This window comes from Mesorhizobium sp. C277A, from assembly GCF_040324395.1.
In the GTDB taxonomy this organism is placed as follows: Bacteria; Pseudomonadota; Alphaproteobacteria; order Rhizobiales; family Rhizobiaceae; genus Mesorhizobium.
This window is the reverse complement of the sequence record NZ_JAMYVW010000006.1, coordinates 1-23,617: the sequence shown is the minus strand read 5'-3', so window position 1 is coordinate 23,617 and position 23,617 is coordinate 1. Positions and strand designations below refer to the sequence as shown.

16 protein-coding genes are annotated in these 23,617 nt (G+C 59.0%); 8 read left to right on the top strand and 8 right to left on the bottom strand.

The features are described 5' to 3' along the window. Positions 1-2: 2 nt before the first annotated feature. Together NKK52_RS32050 and NKK52_RS32045 are read right to left on the bottom strand one after the other, a co-directional pair. On the bottom strand, positions 3-1,529 hold the full coding sequence (locus tag NKK52_RS32050) for an SAVED domain-containing protein (RefSeq protein WP_245263176.1): 1,527 nt from the start codon (positions 1,527-1,529) through the stop codon (positions 3-5). A gap of 535 nt (positions 1,530-2,064) precedes the next feature. Beyond that, entirely contained in the window at positions 2,065-7,167 is a 5,103-nt protein-coding gene (locus NKK52_RS32045) for a RecQ family ATP-dependent DNA helicase (protein WP_023685871.1), read from the bottom strand. 695 nt (positions 7,168-7,862) lie between these two features. Between NKK52_RS32045 and NKK52_RS32040 the strand changes: the two genes are divergently transcribed. Next, positions 7,863-9,329 (top strand): caspase family protein, encoded by a 1,467-nt coding sequence (locus NKK52_RS32040; RefSeq protein ID WP_031204498.1) that lies wholly within the window; start codon positions 7,863-7,865, stop codon positions 9,327-9,329. 414 nt (positions 9,330-9,743) lie between these two features. Further along, positions 9,744-11,051, top strand: a complete 1,308-nt coding sequence (locus NKK52_RS32035; protein WP_198031561.1) for a RusA family crossover junction endodeoxyribonuclease — start codon at positions 9,744-9,746, stop codon at positions 11,049-11,051. A gap of 710 nt (positions 11,052-11,761) precedes the next feature. On the opposite strand, the gene NKK52_RS32030 is transcribed toward NKK52_RS32035, so the two are convergent. Further along, entirely contained in the window at positions 11,762-12,103 is a 342-nt protein-coding gene (locus NKK52_RS32030; RefSeq protein ID WP_023685868.1) for a hypothetical protein, read from the bottom strand. Positions 12,104-12,115: 12 nt separating this feature from the next. Then, positions 12,116-13,072: a Y4kA family protein gene (locus NKK52_RS32025; protein ID WP_352630918.1), complete on the bottom strand. Its 957-nt coding sequence runs from the start codon at positions 13,070-13,072 to the stop codon at positions 12,116-12,118. A 48-nt stretch (positions 13,073-13,120) separates the two neighbouring features. Between NKK52_RS32025 and tnpB the strand changes: the two genes are divergently transcribed. Next, positions 13,121-13,660, top strand: coding sequence for an IS66 family insertion sequence element accessory protein TnpB (gene tnpB / locus NKK52_RS32020; RefSeq protein WP_198031560.1), 540 nt, complete (start codon positions 13,121-13,123; stop codon positions 13,658-13,660). Between the two features lie 552 nt (positions 13,661-14,212). Here tnpB and NKK52_RS32015 read toward each other — a convergent pair. The 4 genes from NKK52_RS32015 to NKK52_RS32000 all read right to left on the bottom strand — a co-directional run bounded on the left by NKK52_RS32015 (position 14,213) and on the right by NKK52_RS32000 (position 18,327). Next, the gene (locus tag NKK52_RS32015) at positions 14,213-15,757 is read right to left on the bottom strand and encodes a S8 family serine peptidase (protein ID WP_050592022.1); all 1,545 of its coding nucleotides are present in this window, start codon (positions 15,755-15,757) and stop codon (positions 14,213-14,215) included. Between the two features lie 64 nt (positions 15,758-15,821). Continuing rightward, a complete protein-coding gene (locus NKK52_RS32010; RefSeq protein WP_031204492.1) occupies positions 15,822-16,448 on the bottom strand; it encodes a cytochrome P460 family protein in 627 nt (208 codons plus the stop codon). 1 nt (position 16,449) lies between these two features. Beyond that, positions 16,450-16,986: a hypothetical protein gene (locus tag NKK52_RS32005; RefSeq protein WP_023685861.1), complete on the bottom strand. Its 537-nt coding sequence runs from the start codon at positions 16,984-16,986 to the stop codon at positions 16,450-16,452. Then, a complete protein-coding gene (locus NKK52_RS32000) occupies positions 16,987-18,327 on the bottom strand; it encodes a tyrosinase family protein (RefSeq protein ID WP_023685860.1) in 1,341 nt (446 codons plus the stop codon). 463 nt (positions 18,328-18,790) lie between these two features. Here NKK52_RS32000 and NKK52_RS31995 point away from each other — a divergent pair, with 463 nt between their 5' ends. The 5 genes from NKK52_RS31995 (at position 18,791) to NKK52_RS31975 (ending at position 23,439) form a co-directional block, all read left to right on the top strand. After that, positions 18,791-19,108, top strand: a complete 318-nt coding sequence (locus NKK52_RS31995; protein WP_352631000.1) for a hypothetical protein — start codon at positions 18,791-18,793, stop codon at positions 19,106-19,108. A gap of 8 nt (positions 19,109-19,116) precedes the next feature. Next, the gene (locus NKK52_RS31990) at positions 19,117-19,560 is read left to right on the top strand and encodes an endonuclease/exonuclease/phosphatase family protein (RefSeq protein ID WP_352630998.1); all 444 of its coding nucleotides are present in this window, start codon (positions 19,117-19,119) and stop codon (positions 19,558-19,560) included. A gap of 2,059 nt (positions 19,561-21,619) precedes the next feature. After that, positions 21,620-22,372, top strand: coding sequence for a hypothetical protein (locus tag NKK52_RS31985; protein WP_352630995.1), 753 nt, complete (start codon positions 21,620-21,622; stop codon positions 22,370-22,372). A 231-nt stretch (positions 22,373-22,603) separates the two neighbouring features. After that, on the top strand, positions 22,604-23,134 hold the full coding sequence (locus NKK52_RS31980) for a LodA/GoxA family CTQ-dependent oxidase (protein WP_352630993.1): 531 nt from the start codon (positions 22,604-22,606) through the stop codon (positions 23,132-23,134). Beyond that, positions 23,131-23,439 (top strand): hypothetical protein, encoded by a 309-nt coding sequence (locus NKK52_RS31975; RefSeq protein ID WP_352630990.1) that lies wholly within the window; start codon positions 23,131-23,133, stop codon positions 23,437-23,439. The genes NKK52_RS31980 and NKK52_RS31975 overlap by 4 nt, the downstream gene beginning before the upstream one ends. Positions 23,440-23,617: the final 178 nt, after the last annotated feature.

Genomic DNA, 23,617 nt, shown 5'->3' with positions numbered 1-23,617 from the left:
ATTCATCCAATCCGGAAGGAGGGGTGGTAGGTCTTGGACCCGGTGAAGTCGAACTCGTAAACCTTCACCGGGCCGATGGCGTCCCGATGCTGGCCGAGGAAGAATGAAAAGGCGTTTGGCGCCGAAACGAAGATGTGGGCCCTGGCGCCGCCGCGCAGGCTAAGCGCCACCAGGACGTCAGACACTTGGTCAGCCATTTCTGCTGCATGAGTGCCGCCTGCTACCGACCCTGGGCCAACCCCGTTTGCTGCGGCGAAATGCAGAATCTTGCCAACGTTGCCCAAGGAGGTGCTAACATAATCCTCGACGTCCGCCAGTGCGTCCCGTGAAAGACTGATTGCCACCGCAACATCTTTGCCCGCCTCGATATCCTGACAGGTGACCGTCATCGACGGCCCCGTGAGCTTGTCGTCCGAGCGCCAGACGGAGGTGCCGCGGCGCCCCTTCTGCATGACTTCGACACCAGTGCCGCTTTTCATACCCAAGAGCGAACCAGCCAGAAATGCAACGGAGGCGTGGGTATCGAGATGAAGCCGAATATCCTTGGTCGTCTGGCGCACGCGCTCAAGGAATGTTCGGACCTCAGGCATGATCGTCTCGGTCCAATCATTTCCCGGACGCAGCAGCCGTTCGTCGAAATGATCGAGCAGCGACAGATGATTTTCCGGAGCGGCCAGTAAATAATCGGTCGGGCCATCACCGAACGAGCGGATGGCGACATTCCGCCGGTCTTCGCCCGCACGAATCCAATCCTGTTCCTGGCAAAGCAGTTCGAAATCTTCTCGGGACAACTTGTTGCGCTGCGTCGCCTTCAAGGCTCGGGCCGCGCCATCGAACCTGAATTCCAGCGTGTTTCCACCGGCCTTCAGCCCGACGCCACGGAAGTGAAAATTGACTTCATCGCGCATCTCTTCGAGCGACCTATGGCCCTCAACGATGTGGAATGTGTCCACAATCGTCTTGAGCTCTTCGTCGCTCGACAGCTTCAGGTGCTCGCGCCAGCATTTTCTGATCTTACCGGTCCAGCTGCGATCGGTCGTTCCGTCGAATAAAATTTCCACGTTGATCGAGCGGTCTTTCGACGTAATCAACTTCCGGAGGTCATCATCATCGCGAATGCGGTCGGTTGTCACGAGAGTGAACGTGGAATTCGTTGGCGCCTTCTCGACCGCCTCCTTGAGGCGCTCAAGGATTGAAAAGCGCGTCGCATGGATAAAGTCCGGGTTCGTCAGCTCCTTGTAACCGAACCGCCCTTCCTGGCTGACGTGGAATTTGACTTGGTGGTGGGCAACCTCGACCGCAAAAGAACGGCGGCCCGATTTCCCTGGGCTATAGCGCACCACCACATCGTCAAACCCTTTCGGACCATCGGCCTCGTATGAGACCTCGACAACAAAGTGTTGTTCCGGGTCACGAAGCCCCGACGCGTGAATCCAGAAGTATCGCGCCTGGTAGTCGTGCCCGTCCCAATTTGCGATGACTGCGTCAGCCACAGCTCCCCACAGTATCCTCCAATCGATCCATTTCACACCAGCCCTCCTTGGTGGACGGGTCTTACTACCGGCCGCAGCCAATGGATTGGAATGCAATGATGTCGATTGCCCCGCGGTGATTTACCGCTCATTAACCGCATCTAGGTTTCAGAAACGATCGCTTCAAGGGTCGAACGAAAAAAGAACAGAGCGCGCCTCTCACCAATTCCGGATGATCAATCTAGGCTACATCAGCAGGTCCCAGCCTTTCCGAGCTATGATGAAACTCGGAAAACTACTTACATCGTGGCAGGGGCCGAATGGCAGCTTTTGGGCCGTTGCCAAGGGGGCCGAACGACCGGAATGAGGCGCATTGCTGCTCGACAGCATAGGGGCGGACAGCAGGCGGACCGCTTTCAGGCTTACGGAGCGCGAAGCGAGCGTTCAGGCTGAAAACGAAAAGGTCTCAAAACTGGCTCAAACATGACATTTTGCCGATTTTTCCATGAGAAATGCGCGATAACATCACATCGCACAATGTGAACTAATGAGCGAAGCTGTCCTAGTCGACCCACCGTCACACGGGCAACTGTCAGCCGAATACAAGCTCCGGCACAACCGCTTCCCAGACGTCTCGGTGAAGGTGCACCCGGAACTCTTCCTGATTGTCGGACTTGCGCCAGCGCACGATGGCACCGACCTCGCCGCGCAGAAAGCTGAGGCCTTCGGGAGGCGACCAGCTTCTGGCCATGCGTCCGAGGGCCTGCCCGTGCTTGTCCTGTATCGCCCAGAGCGGGCCATGGCGCACGATCTGAATCGGATCTCCTGCTTTCGCCGCCGAGATGGCGGCGAGGGAGGGATGGCCCGACCTGAGACGCCCCGCCCATGACAGGTCCACGGTCTTGAGGTTCGGCACCTGGTACAGCGCGGTCGGAAGAGCCGCGCCGTCGGCGACAGCCGGCGCGGCTCGGCGCAGCACATGCTCTTTGTCCTGCTGGACGAACGGATGCTGCGCTTGAGTAATGATCGCGAGGCTGCGTCGCGCTCGGGTCATGGCGACATAGAACAGGCGGCGCGGCGCATCGGGGTCCTCGCCTTTGGAAGGCTTGTCCCAACCGCCATTCAGGATGACGACATCCTCGAAATCCAGACCTTTCGATCGATGCGCCGTCAGCAGCAGCAGCGCGCGCTGATCGCTGTGGGCATCATTGGCCCACTCAGCGAACCACTCGACAAGGTCCGGCACGGGCATGGTCTTGTTCGCAAGCTCCTTCGCAAGAGCGGCGATGCCTTCGGCGATCAGATCCGTCCAGCGATTGGACGGTATCGCGTTCAGCATATCCATCAGATCACGGACGGCCAGCAGACGCGTATTTTCGCGGCGCAGTGTGTCAATGAACTGCTGCATCTCGCGCAAGCGCCAGATGCCGGGCAGGCTCTCGTTTGCCATCTCCACCGGGATACCAAGCGTTTCGGCATAGGCCCGCACCGAAGCCAGCCGCCGCCAGTCGCGCGCGATGATCGCGGCGCGCGACCAGCTCCACTCCGGATCAAGACGCGAAAGCCGGACGAGTTCATCCACTGCGGCCATCGCCTGCGCCACGTCACCGGCTCGGCAGTCCAGCACCTGCACTCGCCCTTGCGCAACCGGATCGAGCGCCGCCATGTCTCCGCCGGGCGGCGCCTTGCTGCGCCTGCGATCTATGGCAATGTCGTGTCCCGCCTTCATACGGTCAGCGGCGGGCGCAATCACCGCGTTGGCCGCCGCAATGATATGTCCGGTCGAGCGGTAATTCTCGATCAGGAACTGCGGTCGTGCACGATAGTCGGCCTCGAACTGCCGGATGAAGCGGATGGACGCCCCGGCGAAGGCGTAGATGTTCTGATCGTCATCGCCCACCACAAAAAGGCTGAGCTGAAGGTCCGGATCGTCCAGTGAGCGGCCCGCAATGGCCGAGATCAGCGCGTATTCCTCAGGGCCGATGTCCTGATACTCGTCCACCAGAATCCAGCGATGACCTTGGATCAGGGTGTCGCGTTGTGCCTCCGCCTCGGGCTTGCTGAGCCCTTCGCCGTTCAACAGGCGCACGGCTTCCATGACGATCCCATCGAAGTCGTGCATCGTCTCGTTCGCAGTTCCGGCAAAGCTCGCTCCCACCAGCCGCATCGCGAGGGCGTGGCATGTGGATATGGTCACTGCATTCGCGTCATCGCCGATCAGGTGGCGCAGCCGGATGCGTATCTCCGCGGCGGCATGACGGTTGTAAGTCAGAACAAGGATGCCGCGCGGATCCTCGCGACGGACCCGGATCAGATAGGCGATGCGGTGCACCAGAACGCGCGTCTTGCCCGAACCCGGTCCTGCCAGGACCAGGACGCTGGTCTGTTCGCGGTCGTCGGCAACGATCTCTTGCTGAACTGGGTTCTTCAGTGCCTCAACGATCGCTTTCCAGGAGGTGCCGGTGGTTTGACGCCGGATCTCGCCGCCCTTGCCGGGCATCCAGCGGCGCAGGAAGGCGTCGCGTTCCAGCACGAAGTAGTCCTCGGACAGCCGCAGCGCCTGATCCATCGCGGCAAGGCCCTTTTCGGCATAGGCCGCCATCACATGGGTCTGGATCGTCTGCTCGGCGTAGTGTTCTTCGAGGGGTACAAAATCCTTCACGGTGAACAGGCCGCCCGAAGGGTTCAGATGGACCGTCATCGCCTGCCGGAAGATCGTCAGCCCCTTGCCCAGAGTCACCACCTCCTGCTCGTGCAGCCACAGAAGTGCGCGGTCCATCAGCTTGGTCATGTCCTGAATGCCGCTGCCGCGCAGCAGGGCGTCTCCGGTCAGGGTGGCGAGCAGATCGCCCATTGTGGTTTCGACCTGGATGTCCTTACCGCGGCTGCCCTTCGGCAGCTTGCCCAGAAGATGCCCCAGCAACAGTTCTGCGCCCTGCCGCCGCAGGCTTGCCGTCTGTTCCAGTGCCTGCCAGGTCCGTTGCAGCGTCACCATCAATGTGTTGCGCGAAGCCTTGCGCAGCCGCAGATTGCCCTTGCCACCATCCTGATCGCGCCCGTCACGACCCATGCTGCGCAGCAGCTTTTCCACGATGTCGGGTCGCACCGCGCTGTGCCCCTGATTGCGGAGCGCCTGACAGGTTTCGGCCAGATGCAGGGGAATGCCTCCGGCACCTTCGGCATCGGGGGCGGCCTCGCGCATCAGGGTGGTCAGCGCGGTTTCAAGCCGTGTGGCCTGCGCCAGCCGCTGCTGCGAATGACCCTCGACGGCGACATGGACAAAGACCGTGACCACGACGTCGTTGCGGGCGATCCCGAGCGCCTCGAGATCGGCCATCGCCTTGTTCAGCATACCCCCTGTCAATCCGCTGATCCCGGCAAGTTCATCGGTGGAAATGCCCTGATCGGGGGACGCGTTCATCAGGTGGCGGGTGATATCCAGAAGCTCCTTCCGACGGGTGCCGGTGATCGCGGCCCTGGCCAGGATCGCTTCGACTTCTTCCAGGTTGCGGATCCTGAGGGATGAGGGGAAGACCTGAACCCGGTTCTCCTCGCGGCGCAGCAGCTTGGCCTCTTCCAGCCAGGACACCGCAGTCTTCACCCTGGTATCGTCGGTGGTGCTGTCGCGCTCGAACTCCTGATCGCGTTCGGCTCGCACGACCTCGCCCGAGGTGGCGACCACGGTGCCGGTCTTCTTCGTCCGCTCGTCCAGCCGCCGCAGGGCCTTGACGATCGCGCCGATTTCATGTCGAGCCAGGCGCGAGCGGGCCGAAAGCGAGAACTGCCGCTCCACATCCTCAGCGGCGAAGAGCAGCACGCAATTGGCATGGGCGCGATCGCGGCCCGCCCGCCCGGCTTCCTGCAAGTAGTTCTCCAATGAGCCCGGAACGTCGCCATGCACCACCAGCCGGATATCGGGCTTGTCGATCCCCATGGCGAAAGCGTTGGTCGCGGCAATGATCCGCAGGTCGCCTATGCGGAAACGCTCCTGAATGTCGCGCTTCTCCTCGGGCGTCAGACCGGCGTGGAACCGTTCCGCTGACAAACCCTGCTGTTTGAGGAAATCGGCAACGCGTTGCGTCTCGCTGCGGGTGGCGCAGTAGACCACCGCACCCGAAGCGCCGTCCTGTGGCAGCCTGGCCTCGATCACGTCGAGGATATCGGCTAGCTTGGTGCCGCGCTGCGTCGGCCGGACCTCGAAGCTGAGATTGGTGCGCACCGCGCCGCCGTCCAGCAGCATCAGTTCGCGCTCCAGACGTGACTGGAAATGGTCGCGGATGTCGCGCACCACTTCGGGCTTGGCGGTGGCGGTCAGACAAAGCACTGGGGCAGCAGCTTCATCCCCTACGGATTCCTTGATGAAGCGGCTGACATAGCGGTAGTCGGGCCGGAAATCGTGGCCCCATTTCGACACGCAATGGGCCTCGTCCAGCACCCAGAGTCCGATTTCACGCTGTGCCAGAACCGAGCGGACCGAGTTGCTGCGCAATTGCTCGGGCGAGATCAGCAGCATTGCCGCCTCGCCCATACGCACACGGTCCAGCGCATCCTGCCGCTCGGGCATCGACAGCATTCCGTTGACGGTGACGGCCGAGGAAATGCCCGCCCGCGCCATGCCCTGCACCTGATCGGCCATCAGCGCGACCAGCGGAGAGATCACCACTGTCAGCGCCCCAGTCTTGTCGAATTTCGACAGGGCGGGGATCTGGTAACAGACCGATTTGCCGGTGCCGGTCGGCAGGATGCCGAGGATGCTTGCCCCGCGCATCGCCTCATCGACGATCCGCTCTTGGAGGGGGCGGCCCGTATCGTCGACCGGCTGCGCGCGGAAGGCATCAAACCCGAACCAGCGCGACAGTGCGCGGATCGGGTCGTTCTTCTCTCTGCACCAGGCGCAATCCGGGCTTCCGCAGTCGGTATCGCGCAGATGCCGCACGATCAGTGCCGCCTCGCGGAACTGCGCCCGCACCCAGGGCGGCATGACGGAATCCCCGCCCGCAACCAGGATCCAGGACAAAGCATAGGCCATAGGCCATCCGAGTTGCGGGCTGGAAAGGCGGTTCAGCGTCTGCTCGACCCGCCTCTCGCAGGCGCGCCCCGCCAGTAGCCGGGAAATCGCTTGCCTTGCCGTAGATGGTTCGGGCGCAGGAGCCCCCCGAATCTCCTGGAAGACCGCGTCGAACCCGCCTGGGTTTTCCATCCTCGTGGTGACGAAATGAAAGGCCGCCACTGCATCGGGCTGGTCGGCGTTCTGTTGCGTCAAAGCTGCTAACTGATTGCGTAGCACCTGGAACACTAGCCGCGCATCCATTTCCGGGTCGTTGACATGGCCCGCTTGTAAGCGACCGTCGTGGTAGTGCTTGACCAGGTGGTGGTAGGGGTTGCGCGGAAACGCGAGAGGGTTGAGCCACAAGGTATCGATCGGCGATCGAAAAAGATTAGCCAACCGAGGCCGCGCCGCGACCAGATGAGGCAAGTCATGTCGAATGATGTTGTGGCCGAGCAGATGCTCGGCCTCGGCTGATTCTGCTCCCAGACGGTCAAGGGCCGCCACGAGATCGCGTTTCTTTGCCAGGATTGCGGGACGAGCGTCATCGCGCACCGCCGCAAAAGCGAAGATGGTGGCGGTTGCAGGATCCACTTCCAGATCGACCGAAACGCAACGCTGCAGAAAGGGTTGGAAAGGCTCAGTCATACTGCAACGCTGTACTCACGGGATGAAACGGTCAGCGATCATGGTCGCGCGCTCGACGAAAGGTCAATGTCGCCGGCCGCCGAAGGTGGATCCAGTAGATGTACGGTAGAGCACCTCATTGCCAGATGTGATGGGGGAAGGATACACCGGAGAACGTCGTCGCGGCATGTTGGCTCTGCAACAGTCGACGGAACCGGCGGAAGACTGCGATTAGCTCAGAGGCCTATCTGACGTTCGTCCGGCAACGGCTTGCGAAGGGGAAGTGGTTCTAGCCGCGACGGTCACCACCGCGTCAAACGACCTCGGCGCTAACAATGTCGGCTCCTGGAATACTTTATCAGCTTTTCCAATGACCAGTATGCGGCGCCTTCCTGTCCGGCAGCTGTGGGGCCGATTCCAGACGGTCTGCTCTTGGATCATTGCTGGAGGATAGCTGTCGTTGAGCGTAACCTGGTTTCAACGGCGACTTCCAACCCCCGAAGCGGTCGTTCACTAGCTCGCATTAGCGACTGACTAAAATCTCGTCGTAGTTCTAAATCGCGATTCGAGATTTCAACTGTACTTCGCGACAGGTTCAAGCGCGGCGGCACCCTTGGAGCTCGCCCCGCGAGTAAATTGTTCCAGCCGGCGGTTTAAGCGGCTATGGTACTGACATCGCCAACAATCAGCATCTGCAGAGACCTCCGAGGCCGTACTTGATCCAACAGCGTGCAGCACTTGTCATTGGAAATGCCAACTATACCGGCCAGAACACAAAGAAGCTCAGAAACCCCGTCAATGACGCGACGGCGATCGCGAGGAAGTTAAAAAAATACGGGTTTGGTCTAACATCGGTTTCTGATGGCTCATTTGTCCAAATGCGCACCGCGCTGAGCACATTCCAAGGCACGATACAGCCGGGCGGCGTAGCTCTGGTCTTCTTTGCAGGTCACGGCATCCAGATTGACGGCGAGAACTTCCTTTTCGCCTGTGATACGGATGCAGGAGGTGAAAACCAGGCGAAATATTCGTCCCTTTCGCTCAACCAAGTCATCGATGTCCTCGACCGATCGAAGGCGGACACGAAGATCATCATTCTCGATGCGTGTCGTGAAAACCCGTTCGAGGCTGCGTGGCATCGATCGGGCGCAAATCGAGGGCTTGCCTCAGTTTTCGCTCCGCGCGGGACGATCATTGCCTATGCGACGTCGCCGGGTCATATAGCGGCCGATGGGTTGTCCAGCAATGGCGTGTATACCGGCGCGCTGCTGCAACATATTGACGTGCCGGATACTCCGATCGAGACTGTCTTCAAGCGCGTGCGCAACACCGTCGCCGCCGATACCAACGGGAAGCAAATTACCTGGGAACACACTTCCTTGGCCGGGGATTTCTATTTCAACACGAGCGCCATGAGCTTCGTAACCACCTATGCGTCGTCATCACTCGCGGACAGCCTTTTCGTGCTCGATCCAGGCAAAACCTCACACCAAATCATCCGAGGCCTGAAGAGCGTGGACTGGTACACGCAAAACCCTGCGATGGACCGTCTGACGCCGACCTTCGCGAACACGGTCAAGGACGAGACGCTCTTCGTCTTGGGCCGCAACATCTATCAGGCTGCGCATGGCGGCGCCCGATCGGCAGAAGCCTATATCCGGAATTTCTTAGGCAAGACTAGCGGGATGAAGCCTGAAAAAATCCGTCCGCTGCTCGATGGCATCCTTTACGAGATTTTCTTCGACTCGAGAGGTGAACTCCGTGAAGCCATTAAAGGCAATATGTTCAGCGATGCGTTCGAGCTAGAGAAATTCCCGCAGTTCAAGGACAGCTTCGAGTTCATCGCCGAAACCCTGATCGGAGCGCACGGTGATTTCTACAGGGTGCCTGGCAAAGGCCATATGCTATCCGCGTCGGTCGTCACGAAGGCCGAGAAGCGCGGCCGTCTGGTCACGGGCGTGTTCGTCGACACGGTGAACGTCTTTAGCCTGAGCGATCCTGAATATGCAGTGGAGGAAGGCGAACCGACGCCGGCGCGAAGCGTAAGCCAAGACGCTTTCGAGGAGGAACTCGCAAAGGAGCTGATCGTCCCGAAGGGATTGCTGCAGGTGAGATACACACCGGCGCTTCAACCCATCGATCCAATCCGGTATCCCTATGGCTGGGGCGTCTCAAAAAAATAGCCTGAGGAGCTGTGAAATCGTGTCAGCGAGCGCAGAACCCCAGTCCCGACAACTATGTCAGCAAACCACCCCGCGCTGGCCGTTGGCGTCGATCTGACCGATCGGCGCGAGGATGTGGATTTCCCGAGGCAGATTTGGGCCGGAAGCCGCCAGTCTGCTCCCGGGCGATATCTACGATAAGCTGCCTTGCAACACACGATCGTTCCCAATCGCATGGACCGTCCAGCGCGCACTCCGGAAGCGCGTTGAGGCCCCAATCTCGACGCGGCACGACTGCCCTGCTTGACATGAGCGATGCAGGCGCGCAGATCGCCGATTGTTAAGGCATCACGTCCGTCGACCATTTTCGCAAGGTCGCGGAGCGCCCCTGATCATTATATGTTCGCTGCGCTGTCACAGGGGGAGTTAGCCAGCGTGGCCAGCCAGATCGAAGAACTGATGCGGCGGGGCACCAATCGGGCTCGAGACGAGCGCCTGGCGGTCGCGCGCTACCGCAAGCGCGCCAGGCGAGGCGTGAGTGTGTTGGTGCATGACATTGAGCCGCAGTCAAAGAGGATGCGGGACGCCGATCGAGACCGGTTCCAGACAGCGGTGTCTGAACAGATGGCGACCTTCTCGCGGGCACCGTTCAATGGACCCGTCGCGCTGAAGATCGACCTAGCGACCACCAGCCGAACTGCGCCGCAGGCGCACACGATCGCGAAGAACCTGCTGGATCTCCTCGGGAAACGGCGGGCGGGGGTGCCGGGAATGCGTCGGCACCTCCTCTACAAGAACGATGCTCAGATCCAGGCGCTCTCCGTCAGCTGCCGGCACGGCGAAGATTATCCGATGATCCATGTGGCCGGCCGGCCCTTGTCGGCGCTGCTCGACGATATGGAGCTTGCGGCCGAAGCGATCCGTGTCGACGAGATGGAGAATTATGGAGACGTCTACCGGTGGGACCAAGAGGAAGAGGCTATGGAGGATCTTCGCAACCTGATCCGCGATGAGCGTGGGCAGCGCGAGCGGCTGGGTGACGACTTCTACGACGCGTACTTCAAGATGCTTCGCTGGAGCGCGCAACGCGCTCTGCTCGGGTGTAGCGGCATCGACATCCCTGTCCTCGGTTGGATGTACGGGCGTCCGGAAGGGTCGACGCCGATTCTGCCGCCCGATCAATGGGCGCTGCTGATCGGCCGGTCCAAGCTGCGCCTTCAGCTGGGCGACCTTCCGATCACCCCGGGCAGCTCAGGGGCCTTCAAGCGCAGGGTTGAGGAAGAGATCGCAGCCTTCAAGCAGCGGTGGGACTGGGTCATCAGTCCGCTGGTGATCGCCGTCGCTCTCCAGGTGGTGGTACGTCCGAGCGCAGCGACCCCCGCAGCAGTGCTTCACGACCTGGACAACATCGTCCGCGATTACCTCCTGCCCCGGATCATCCCGTCATTCGGCACGGTGACCGATCATCGTTGGACGATCGACTTCGACGAACTGCGCCGACGTGATCCCGTTCTCGCGGACCGATGGGGTCCGAACCCAACGCCGCCTCCGGGCACGAAACAGGGTGTGACGCGGTACGAGGCGTGGCGGCTTCCACCGGTCGAGGGCGGACCCGGTTTCGTCAGCGTCGCGCTCGTAGCGGATATGGACGGACGCGGCGATACGTTCGACCGTATCGACGAGTGCTCGCGCAAGTGGGCTGACGCACAGTCGAGCACGTCTGGTAAGCGACAGCGATGGTGATGATCCGGGACAAGGACGACAAGCTTGGTTGATTTGTTCTGTCTCGGGCCCGGCCATGGATCGCGGTCTATGAGACCTTCGCCGACCCAAACTTCGTCGGCGAGTACGCGCGGGAGCCGGATACACGCTTCTGGGGATGTATGTCGCCTGCCGGCTGCTCGATCCCGGCAAGACGCTTCTGCCAACTGCAGGTTCACATGCCGAGGCGACCGGGCACTACGTCAACCACATATTCCTCAGCGATACGGTGGACGGTGTAGTGAAGTGTGCGCCGACATAGTGTCTGAACCATAGTGCTACACGTTGACGGCTGCTCTTAGGATAATTAACCGATCATCGGAGCGGCCGAACTGAGGCTGCCGTTCAGACCGTAGAGAACTCGGGAGGAGATGCTGACGCCCGCGGAATACGTGCCAGAAGTCGATGCCTTCCGCACGATCAAAAGCCGAATCTAGTATCCTACTTTGTCCATAAGCACCCGCAACTCGGGCTGAGGCGCGACCCAGAAAGTTCGAAAAGCTTCCAGGAAACCCCAGCCCAAACTGGATGCCTTCTAGGCAGCCTTGCTCCGCGACCATTTTCGGTCGGCGCTTATCTCCCGTTTCTCCCAAGTTGAGCAGCGTCCGGGGATCTATGATCGACGTACCGATGACGCCAGCCTGGATGAGAAGCCATCAACTGTAGTCGACCCTTTGGGCGTCTGCTTCCTCCTAACCGCCGGAGGAGAAGCCGCAACACGAGGAATGGGCGGAGAACGTATCCAGACCCTCAATCGCCTGGGGCGGGTTCATGATTCGCTGAGCGATCGGATCGTCTCTCAGCGCCGGATCCGACGCGACAGCCAATTTCAACGCATTTACCGTATCCTTGGGAAGAAGGATCTCTAAGCTGCCGCCCGGGCCGTTTTTGTCCAACCAATCGCGAAAAACCTGTTCCTTGCCATGTCTGCGATACATATCGAGAACTTGAAATATATCCCGCGCCGCAAACGACACAGGCTCGTCAGCCGTCATGAACGTGACAAGATTGCGTGGATCCGATTGGTCGGACATGGAGATACCTTCCTAGTTAGTGTTTATGTGGACAACCGTCTGGAAAGCCTTTCTCGCAATCGAGCGGTCAACAGCGCGCGCGGCGTTTAGTGAAGTTGGGTCACCCGTTGCTGACAAGAACTGCCCCTCGTATTGGCCTCGGGCGTCCCGGAAATCACTGTTAGCAGACTCGGGTATCGACAAGCCGATGATAACTTTATGCGTGTCGATGCGCTTTGTTTCCGCAACAAGTCCTGCCTCTGCGAGCCGGAAGCTGCGTTCTGGCAGGGGATTGAACACCACCTTCGGGGAGGCCGTCCCGCTAATCGTCGTTTCGAAATTCAGGGTCTCAGTAATAGTCGGTGCACTTCCTGTTGCGTCTTTCTTAGCTGCCAAGTTGCCGAGCAGGCTGAGGTAGACAAAATTGTGCAGCATGCCCTCGACGCCTATTTGACCCGCGATCGGGTAAATGTAGTTGGGTCCGACGATCTTGCCTCGACAGCCCCCGTAGGGCGGATGAGCGATTAAGTTATCAACTTTGTCAGTGACGGTAAATTCTCGCGTGTTCTGACGGGAACGATCCAAACTGGCATCAACTCCGAGCTCGAACAATCTTGCGGGAAATTTATCGAGAAACGATGTAGATGCCGATAATTGGTTGTCCAATTTCATATCAAGTTCAAAGTTGTACGCGATACCACTTGACCAAAATAGAGACACCAGTTTTCTGGCATTGCCGGTAAGCGCCGAGGGGGAGAAGCGAGTAATTTCGTCGGGAGAGGCCTTCAGTTGGCGTCCGATTTGCCGCGAAGGATCGTCGACCCCCTCCCCGCCAGTCAAATAGTCGACAAGAGTATTGCGAATGCTCTGGCGCATTTCACAACGGATTTGATTCACGATTCCAAACGTATCAACGCCCGTCACCTCTTCCGGCAACGGTCTTATAGCACATCCGGAAACCATAGTTTGTGCTGCTATGACAGCCGTCAATATCCTTTTCAAGATAACGCCCGCCCTTGATTCGCCCTACATGATTGAATGAGGCATCAGGACATCTTATGGGCTCAGGAAACACTCTCTCTCTTTCTTTTCCACAGAACAGTTTGCTATACTGGCGATCAGGCTATCGATGTTCCATTCTGGCAGACGACGAAGTATGGGATAAAAATTGACCCATTGACATGCGAAAGCCCCGACCTACCGTTCGCATCTGGCATTCACACCGACATGCGCAAAGGGCACGATGGCCTCGCCACGCTGATCCAAGAACATCTCAAGAAGGATCTTCTCGGGGCATCCGTTCGTGTTCCGCGGCAAGAATACCTCGCTCCTGAAGATCCCTTTTGGGATGGCACGGGGCTTTGCCTGTTCACCAAGCGAATCGACCGTGGAAACTTCTGGTGGCCGGGTTGGCGGAGCCAGGTGGCTAGGTGCCGCTGTCGCCGGCGCAACTCGCGACGCTGCTCGAAGCGATCGATTGGCGTACGCCGCAGCGCTTCTGGCGACCGCATCTGGCCAGGTGAAATTCGCAGCAAAGACGCAGCAAATCGAGGGAAGTTGCTGCTCAGACACGGCTGATGTCGTCGAGGATCGCGACGGTGAGATCGAGCGTCTTCACTCGATCATCAAGCAGCTGCAGCGCGCGCAGGTCGGCTACCGTTCTGTGAATCGGCTTGGAAAATTGGAGGCGCCGATCGGGAGGGAGTTTTGGAAACCGTTTTACAGGGTAGCTGGCCTGCAGCGATCGTCACCACGGCAAGTTTGAGACTCGGCGCGGTCGCTAAAAAAGCAGTGGCTTGCCGGCTATCTCAACGAGGTCAACGAGGTCCGAAAGATCCGACCGTTGGGGATTGGTAGCAATAGTGCCCGAGGCGATAGGAACCTCGACACCGAGCTCTCTCCTAAACACTTGGGCGTCTGCCTCCACACTGACTCCGATGCGGCCGATTCTCAGTACCTTGAAACCACTTTGTTTCAATACGTCCGCAGCCAGTTTCATCCGCACTGGCTGGGAGCCAGTTTGTCCCGGCGGCATTCGAACACGTACCGTGGCCCTCGTTTTCATGACCAGTCACCTTTCATGGCGACCAAGCATACACGGTTGTCAGCCATATGGCAGGCGATTGGTTATCAAACTTGTGCGAGGGCTTTGGCCGCGTCGACGAGACCGTATCCAACCGCGTTGTTGGGCTGGCCTACGGCCGGGAATCCCATTGCATTGCGTCCTTGAGAAATCGGTGTGCATGACCCGGTAAGCATGGCTTTGACTTCGCTGGGCGACAGGGTGCGCCCCTTTGCCTTGGCTCGCTCAAGCATCAAAGCGACAACCCCAGCAATTTGCGGTGTCGCCGAGCTCGTCCCTGATGCGCCGACCCATCCGTCATCGGGAAGCGTACCGTCGCCGGCAGGATAATCGGCGCCTCCTAAGTCTCGGTCCATTTCGTTTGCGGGCTGGGTTGGCATCATGATGTAGATGGCTCGGGGGGTCTGGCCGCATAATCCCGCTACATCCGGCACTCTCCGATTCAAGAACATACCGCTCATATAGCCGCTGGCATAGTTACTTGCCTCCAACCCGAAATTCTCGTCACTGTAAACGCCCCCCACGGAAATCACGTCGGGCTCACTGCCCGGCCACGCATAGTGGCCGTTTCCTGACGCGAAGAGCACAATTTTGCCTTCGGCAATGACATCCAGAAGGGACGCTTGGAGGATCGGAAAGACCTGCTCTCGGTCATAGCCCCATGAGCAGCTTATGATATCGGCTCCCTGATCGGCAGCATCCTCGATTGCATCCTGCGGGGGGTCGGTGTGCTGGAAGCCTAACACCTCCGCACCGGGAGCGACCGCAAAGACGTTGTAAGTGATTGCCGTGCCGTGCCCCTCCACGTCGATGTGCGGGCGCGGGGCTGAGTTCGTCTTTACCGGCGTCAGCGCGAGCTTGTTTTTTGTGTAGTAAGGGTGCGGAAAAAAGCCTGTGTCGACGACCGCCACGCGGACACCCGCCCCTGAGACACCTTTACGCACATTTAGCAGCTTGCGGATCGCAGCTTCATTGAGTGAATGGAATTTTGCATTGGGCGCTTTTGCACTGGGTTGCGCGAAGAACAGAGGAGGAGGAATGAACACCAAGTGATCAACGCCATCGGCTACTTTGCTGGAAACACTCAATGACTTTTCGGGCGCCAGAAACAAATCTTGCGGGCTTGGCTTCCAAAAGCTCTCAGCGAACATCCGAGTTGAGCGCAATGGGGACTGCTGCGGGCTGGCCTGCACGACCAGTTTTTGCCCGATAATTTCCTGAACAACATGGGCCGGACCGCGCATCGAAACGGAGAAGCGGCCGCGCCGCACAACCGTGCAGCCGACGGCCTCAAGTTTTTCGAGCGCACGTTCCCGTTCCTCTGGAAGCGGTCGAAAGGCATCGATATTGCCGGAAGTCAGCAGGCCAATCTGTGCTTGAATGGGCTCACCGCTTTTCGTCGAGGTTGCGACGCTGAACGGCACCTCCTCTGCCAAACGGGCGATGCGCTCAGCCAACGGCTTGGAGGTTTTGACGATCGGCTCGAGACCCACTCCGAATGACAATACCTTAGGCGTGGGCCACGTGCGCACACGACGCACCACAATCTTTGCCTTACCGATCGTTGTTCGCGAAATTTTGCGCGCTGCCATACCAGCCCCCAAGATTCTTGTTAAGATCACTCGCCGAGCGCCGGCGGTGCCACCGCCTAAGTTGTCAGCGCCCCTGCCCGTCTGGAGACGCCAGCTTTCTCAGGGTGGGGTAGAACTGCACCCACACATTGTCCTTGCTCGCATGGGCCTTGTGACAGTTGGCGCACGCGACATCCGGAAAAGCCGGAGCTGATGGCAGGACCATGGCGCCGTTGTTGAAAACATAGTAGGCCCATGCGGACCCGCTGGGCTGCCTGCCAGGTCTGCTTAAATCCTTAACCGCGACCTGAAGGCCCCGGAAGTCGCCGTTGTATTGTCCTGCGGCCAGGACGCCTTTGGGTTCTCGGTCCGCGGCGGCGAATATTTCCATAACCAGGGTCGTGGGATCCGCGAACTCTCCGGTTTCTACAAAGACCTTGTAGGCGTGGGGATCGAGGTAGACATTGTGGAACAGTGCTTCGACCGCGCGCTCGGCCTCAAGCGAAGTCATGGCGGCAAGATTGTTCTTGTAGGACAAGCCCAGGTTAGAGCCCACAAAGACCCAAGTGTCGAATCCTTCAGGAACCTTAAGCTGCCCATTCTCCTCGTAGGTCGGTGTAAACTCCGAGGGGTCGGCGGCAACGGGACTTGCCATGCTTAGCAACAGAACGCCGAGCACAGCGGAACGGGCGGGTGAACCCTTACCGCTCATCTTAGCTTCGCTCCACAACATGTGAGCCCGCGGCGTCCTCCACGACCACCGAAGCAACGGTTGTCGACAAGATTTGCTCCTTGATCGTGGTTGGGAAAGGGGTTCCCGCCTGGCCAGCCGGCAGCGGCTCCGTTACCAGTCGGTATCGCCGCGTCTCGATGGTTGGATCGGTGAAGTCAAACCAGGCCCTCGAACTCACATCGTCAAGCGTCGCATTGCAGCTCAAGGCCAGGTTTGGACCAACTTGCCGGAGCTTATAGTTTGATCCAGCTGCCAAGGTGAGCTTCTTGCATCCCTCAGCCGTCCATCGCTCGAAGACAGCGATCCACTCGTCCGGCCAAGGCCCTCCTGTCATTCGGGTGGGCATGGGCGTGGCGTTGGTGAGCTCGACAAGAATCTCCTCAGCGTGCGCGCATACAAAATCATAATTCCAAAGGTCTATCGGATCCGGTCCGATGCGTTTGGGCAGCATGTGTGCCCAGTCGATCACCCGAAACATCGGCCGAATATGCAGTTCAAATACCGGCGTCCGGGCCATCTACCGCTCCTCAATCTCAAGGCGCTGGATGAGATTTGAGATCGAAGCAAGGCGGTCATTGACCGAGTCCTGAAGGTTGACGCGCTCGGCGGGCGGTACAAGGGGTAGCGCCGAGGTGACGACCGTCAACTGCCAGCCGTCCAAGAGATCCCGGCCATTCGCCTTGCTCAGATCGACATATACGCTCGCGCCGCCATGGTGGCCGTGTCCTGCGCGACCCTTCCAAATCACAAGGCGGTCAATCAAGAAGCCGTCGCGTTCTGAGGATGGACCGCCGGCTAATGGGTCAAAGCCCGCGGGATGAACATAGACCAGGATTTCGTAGCTCGCCTCAAGAGACGGCGACACACCGACCAGCTTGAGCAACCGCCTCGCGCCCTCCTTGGTTGGGGCGGCCACGCTAGTCGTCATCGCGCGCAGGCCAACTCGATCGGGCGACAGCGCGTTGGTTGTTCGGGTTCCTGCCATCTGTATTTCGGCCTCGCCATCCGCCGCGAAATCGAACTCATACAGGTAACCCAAATCCATCGTCGCGACGATCATTTGGTTGACGGTTCGACTCTCCGGTTCAACCCACACGGTAGCCGCGCCATTCTGGGCAGTTTGGCTATTAAGTCGCTGCCAGCGAGCCCAGGTAAGGTCGATGAAACTGTGGAAGGACCAGAAGATCGGGTCCTCGGCTGCAGTTCCAGGATCGCCCATTGTGGGGCCGATCGTACCATGCATGGTGTTGTGGGCATGAAGCTCAAGATAGCCGTAGCTCGGTGCCGGCTTTGCGTCCCCTGCAAACAGATTCCAGTCGTCTTCATTTATCGCGACGGCAATATCGGCGGGATCCCATTGTGCCGGTCCCGCGTCAACACCCCACCGGCCAGCATGAAACAGCGGCGAAGCCGTATCTTCGAATGCTTTCGGAAAGCGTTTGCCCGAGGCGTTTTCCTGCCAGTTCCAATATGGGAGGGTAATGTTCGAGGTACGAGGAGGATCCGATGCACGTAGGAGATCCTCAAAGAGCAGCAGGTGAATGCGGTGCCAAGGTAGGAATTCCTCGCTCCCATGTTCGCACGAACCAACCGTGCCGTCCGGATGAGTGCGATCCGCGTTGTGAAGTGCGGCTTGATAGTCGTACCCGGCGGGATCATTCGGATTGACCTCGCTCCGCTTCCGGAGAATCGAAATCGCATAGCCGTAATCAGCGACTTCCTGCGGTGTCAGCTGATCGATGTTTTTCCTCGTGCGCGTTTCGCCCGCCACGGCGCGCGAGTGGAGTGCATTGAAGAGCCATGGGCCAGTGAGGCTTCCGCAGGTGAGAACGCTGAGTACTGACCGTCGGCTAAGCATTGCTTCCCCCTTGGGTACTCCGAAAACCGGACGATGGATGAACCGTCTAAAACACGGCCTGTCACAGCTTACTGTCGGCGGCGTGACTCGGGCGTGACAGCCCCGGTAGCGGAATGATTGTCGTCTGATTGCCGGTCCGCAGCTGCCGCCGGTTATGAAAAGGTAGTGCAGAGTTCGCCGGGCTACGGAAGAGAATTCCTTCGCTGGCCCAATCGGGCGAACCTTCAGCCGCCGGACTATGCAGGCGCGTTTTGCTCAAGCCGGGGAGCGCCTTGGAATTAGTCGGCAACCCGTGCCAGCGACTTGTCACGCCCGAGTCACGGCGCTGCGGCTACGCTTCAATCCACTTCCGCGAACTGCAGGGGGGTCAGCCCGGGTTCGTCGCAAAAGACTGGAGTGCACGAAGGCCCACGCAGCATTTGTTCGCGTGGCAGTGGGTGCTTCTGATGAGTAGCGAGGAGAATTGACAGCCCAATCGGAGAGCAGACGCCATGTCGTCGTCCTTCTACCTTCCAATCTCGGCACAATCTTATTCTGTATTCCGTCCCTTGCATTTGCCGAGACAAATATTCGTCTGGCAAGCTGGAACATCGCCAATTTCCATCACCACGTCGACGTGGAACTTCGCGAAGGAATTGGTACAAAGCGCCAACAAGCCGATTTCGAGGCGTTAAAGCGTTACGCTGAAGGACTGGCCGCTGACGTAGTCGCACTGCAAGAGGTCGGAACCCAGGAGGCGGTTGCTCGCCTGTTCCCGCGTCCGATATCAGACTTTCATTGAGTCTCGATATGTCGAGGACACGCAGGCCGCAGCCTCGAAGGATATTCCACGCAGCTGTCGTCGTTCGCAAGCGAGATGACATTAAAGTCCTTGAGCAAAGGGACATCCTCGGCCTTCAGATTGCCGATGTTGATGAAGACGGAGGCACTCACTACACGCGACGCGGCACGGCTTTGAAATTGGACGTGTTTGGGACTTCGGTCTGGGTGGTCTCGGTCCACCTAAAGTCGAGCTGTTCAACGCAGGCCGCGCCCGATCAGAGCACCGATACGGATTGCTTGATCTTCTGGCAGCAGCGGCTCCCGTTGAAGGAATTCATCGACGAGCGAGTTGCGGAGCACACGGCCTTCATCATCGCCGGTGACTTCAACCGGCGTTTCCGCCAGTTTAATTTCCAGGATCCGATGTGGCGTTTTCTAATGGCGAGAACCTCGATGAGCCGCTTCTCGTAGCGTATCCGGAGACCGTCACAAGGAAGTGCCCAACGCGACTTGGTGCAAGCACCCAGCAATTGACTGGATCGTGATGGACGCGAAGGTATCGGACTGGTTCAAAGAAGGCTCGTATCGGGTAACGCGCTCCAAATTCGCCGATGTAAGCGCCGCCGGTGGGCAAGGGAGCGATCGGTTAAGTGAATCACTGCCCAATCCAGATTGATCTCGTCTCCCCTAGGCACAGCGCGCAGCGAAAACGCCAGCCATGACCAGTGATCAACGGGATCGGATTGAGAGAATGCAGATGTACGACGCCTTATCCTCAAGCCGGAGCGAACATAGTGTCGTCGAAGCGCTGGCAGTCTACTGAGGTGGGCTAGCCGCGCCCAGCCGCAAATTTGAGCCAGGGTGGGCATGTTTCAAGGACGCAGTTTCGACATGATGCTCGGCTGAAGAACAGGCTGTTTTTTTGCGAATAGCCGCGGATAGGGGGTTAGTGGCGAAAAGCCTTGCGTCAAATCGTGCCATGACATCCCGACGACGTTTCGATTGCTACAGAATGCGAACCTCGTTGGGATCGGATACGGTGCGAAGGAGACAGCCGGGAAGATCACCGGTGACCTAGCCGTCCGGGTTTATGTTAGACGAAAATTCCCCTGGCTGATCTCGCCACTCCGATCAGAAAATCCCTCGGTTTGTCGCCGGAATAGCGACTGATGTGATCCCGATCCGGCCAGCCCGCGCTTTCATTCCAGGCCTGCGCATCTCGGCATCGGAATCAGCCACGTGCGAGGCAAGGCAGGCTCCCTGGGCTGCTTGGTACGAAAGCCCGGCGATGAGGCCTGTACATACTTCGGCGTGTCATGTTTTGGCGCTGTCCGGCGCCGGTGAGATTGGTGACTTGATCGTCGAGCGCCTGCACCGTCGGCAACTTCGACACGGCTTGCTGTTCTGGCTGATTTCGAGCCTCTCCAGATAGGCGACGAGCCGAACAGTTCGATGCGGCGGTCCGCTCGTTTGGACCATCTAGCCGACGTCACCAACATGATCCCGGCGATCGGTGAGCCGCAATGGCCTCTTATGGAGCCCCTTGCTCTATCAAAGCGTACGCAAGCACGGCGCAACCTCGCTGCACACCGGTCGGGGTGGTGTTGGACACCCCAAGCCGAAGGGCTGATCGTCTCCGGTGGACAATCATATGCATTCGCCGATGTCGTTTTCGTCCGGTGGCGCTGAGAAGGCCTTCTCTCTCGGAGGAGACTCCGGTGCGCTCGTCGTCGACGCGATGTCGCGGCGGGGCTGTTGGACTTGTCGTCGGTGGTACCGCGCGAGGCACGTTCATAAGCCCGCTGAAGGCAGTTTTTCGCCGATTCGGTTTGGAGGCACCAACATCGACGCCAGTCGTCTAACAGGAGGACAGTTCATGCCCCTGGCCAATATATTCATTTGCACTTCCATCAGGCTGTCCGCCGCCTGTCTGCTATCCGTCTTCGCGGCTGGTATTTCCCGAGCGGAGGAGATTTCGGCCGGACATCCTCGCAGTCAACTCAATGGACACGCCTTCCAGCTCAAACAGTTCCAGTGTGGAGGGCGTAGCGAGCAGGCTGCGATCGCATACTACAAGGATGTGATTTCGAAGCAGCTTTTTCCGGGGCAGCCAACTGATGCGATCCTATCTACGTCTATCGCCGATCTGCTTGCATATTTTGTCATACGAACGTCAAGTCGAGCGACTTCACGCCCTTACCTCGCAGCAGTTGATGGCGCTCGGCTCGAATGATGAAATCCTGGCGATCCGTTTTTTGCGCCGAAAATCACTGATGTCGCGGAAAAGCCAACCGATCCTCCGGCGGCGGTTTCGGCTGGCGCAAGCTGGTCAGGTTCAAGGCGAAGGCGGGCTCGCCGGCCGACTCGAAACGGTATTGGAACGCTTTATGTCCTGCAGAATACGTTTGAGGCAACCGCAACCGCGACCCCGTTCGATCCCGACCGGAATGTCTCCAAATTCAACCAGGTCATCATCACACGCAAACTCGGCAGCGGCCCGTACACTGGCGACAAGCGGCCCACTTTCTTCATGACTTATGGTCCGTTCGTTAAGCTCGATTCAGCCGGCAAACCGGAAAAGATCGATGGCGCCTTTCAAGAAAACGGACCGATCATCTTCAATCTCAAAGCGACGTTCGATGAGGACGACCGGGATCCCGAAACCAATTCGGCCGCGCAAGAATACTTCGTCGCGGATTCCTGTCAGCAGTGTCACGGCGGGTTCTCTCAAGTGAGAGGAAAGCTGAATTTCCTCGACACCGATCATTGGTTCGACCGTGTGCTGCCGGAATATGGGCTGACCGACTCAAAATTTAACGAGGAGGATTTCACGTCACTGGCGCAATCGCCGTTCGGCCTTCTCTACGACGGCGGCAAGGACACCGCCGCGCCGGAATTTGCATCGGCGTTCGACGCCATCAGGAAGTTCAACGAGGAAGTAAAAGCACAGAATACCGAGGTTGGGGGAGGCAACAATTTTCAGCTTAACGCAGTCACGAAATGGCTTGAACTGCATGGGCCGGGAGCATCCGGAATAAACCGAGTCCCGCCAGCTGGGCGAGGCTTCGGTACCGACCCCTGGAACCCGGCCCGCGAAGAGGATCGCAAGCTCGTCTACTACCTCAACCGATACTGTTATCGGTGTCACAGCTCGGTCAGCTACAACGTGTTTGACCGGGCGGCCGTCGCGCAGAGAGTCGCCGGCATCAACGAGCGAGCCGTGATGTCGGTGACTCCGGATTCTGGATGCCTCAGGACAGAATTTTCCCCGGTCTTGCCATAAACCAGGGTCCCGGAAGCCACGGAGGATCTTCGCGAGTTCCTGGATCTCCTCAATGGAATGCAGTGATCGGTCGCATGACGTCGACCAAACCTCAACTTCGAAGGGAGAGCGTTGCTATGCCGTATCGAATCTATCCAGCGATAGGAATTGCCAGGCTCGGAAACGACCTCGACAGGTTCTATGTCGGCCGGAACGACCCGGCCATCGCGGCGTCGAAATCGACGCTGCGGGGTGGAGACGGCCGTCACCGAATACAAAGTCGACGCAGATCAGGTCAAAAGACAGGCGGCAAGGTTCAGGTTGTTCGAACTGCCGCCCGATGGCGGAGCACCTCAGCCTGCGCAACTCGCCGCTGGCTCGACCGTCGAGTGGACCGTGCACCTGGCAAACAGGAAAGCTGCAGTACAGCGGCCGGACGGCCCTCCCTCACAGCCGCTTCGACCACAGCTCATTGCAAATGCAAGTCAGCTGCTCGTTGACCCGGGCAGCCGTTCGATCACTGGCGCCAGCGCCTTAGCGGTTCGCTTCAATACGGGCGAGTACAAAGGACGACGCGTGCCACTCGGTGAGTTACGGACGGATAAGGACCAAAACCTGCTGGTCTGTGGCGGGTTCGGTTTTTCTTCCTCGCCGACCAACGCACCGCTCCCAAGTTTTTATACAAATCCGGGCTGGCACGACGACACATCGGATGGGTTCGTGAAGGCAAAAATCCGGCGTGCCGACGGCAGTTTTGACGAGGATGTCGAGGGGCATGGGTGATTGTCGGACCGCCGGACTATGCGCCCGAAGTCCAGGGTGTCGTCACGCTGTACGATATCCTTGCCGATGTCGGCCACGCGAACTTCGGCGTTCCCGCACCGGCCCAAATCTCATTTACAAACCACATTTTTCCGATGCTGCTGAGGACCAGGCGGCTGCAATGGGTTAATTCGGACCCGAACTGGAGCGAAGTCAGCGAAGATTGGGCCGCGCTGGGCAACAACACAGCCGCGCTGCGGCGCTGCGCAGTGAAAACGCTGACCATGTTCGCGATATCGAAGGCCTGCTGCAACGCTATCGCCTAACGAGCTTGCAAAACCAGGCTTTGGATCAATGGGTACTCGGAAATTTCGCTTCGGACTGGGTTGGGTTACCACAGGTTCCAGCTGTTTGATGGCGGACGGACTGACACGGGCGGCGCTCGACGGTACTATTGGCCGGGATTCTATCCTGGCATCGAGGGGGGTATCCTCCTGACTGACC

Bases quoted from the DNA above. Each gene is read 5' to 3' on its own strand.
- NKK52_RS32045 (WP_023685871.1), bottom strand. From the start codon at position 7,167: ATGACTGAGCCTTTCCAACCCTTTCTGCAGCGTTGCGTTTCGGTCGAT.
- NKK52_RS32005 (WP_023685861.1), bottom strand. From the start codon at position 16,986: ATGGCCCGGACGCCGGTATTTGAACTGCATATTCGGCCGATGTTTCGG.
- NKK52_RS32010 (WP_031204492.1), bottom strand. From the start codon at position 16,448: ATGAGCGGTAAGGGTTCACCCGCCCGTTCCGCTGTGCTCGGCGTTCTG.
- NKK52_RS32030 (WP_023685868.1), bottom strand. From the start codon at position 12,103: ATGTCCGACCAATCGGATCCACGCAATCTTGTCACGTTCATGACGGCT.
- tnpB (WP_198031560.1), top strand. From the start codon at position 13,121: ATGAGGCATCAGGACATCTTATGGGCTCAGGAAACACTCTCTCTCTTT.
- NKK52_RS31990 (WP_352630998.1), top strand. From the start codon at position 19,117: ATGTCGAGGACACGCAGGCCGCAGCCTCGAAGGATATTCCACGCAGCT.
- NKK52_RS32000 (WP_023685860.1), bottom strand. From the start codon at position 18,327: ATGCTTAGCCGACGGTCAGTACTCAGCGTTCTCACCTGCGGAAGCCTC.
- NKK52_RS32015 (WP_050592022.1), bottom strand. From the start codon at position 15,757: ATGGCAGCGCGCAAAATTTCGCGAACAACGATCGGTAAGGCAAAGATT.
- NKK52_RS31985 (WP_352630995.1), top strand. From the start codon at position 21,620: ATGACTTATGGTCCGTTCGTTAAGCTCGATTCAGCCGGCAAACCGGAA.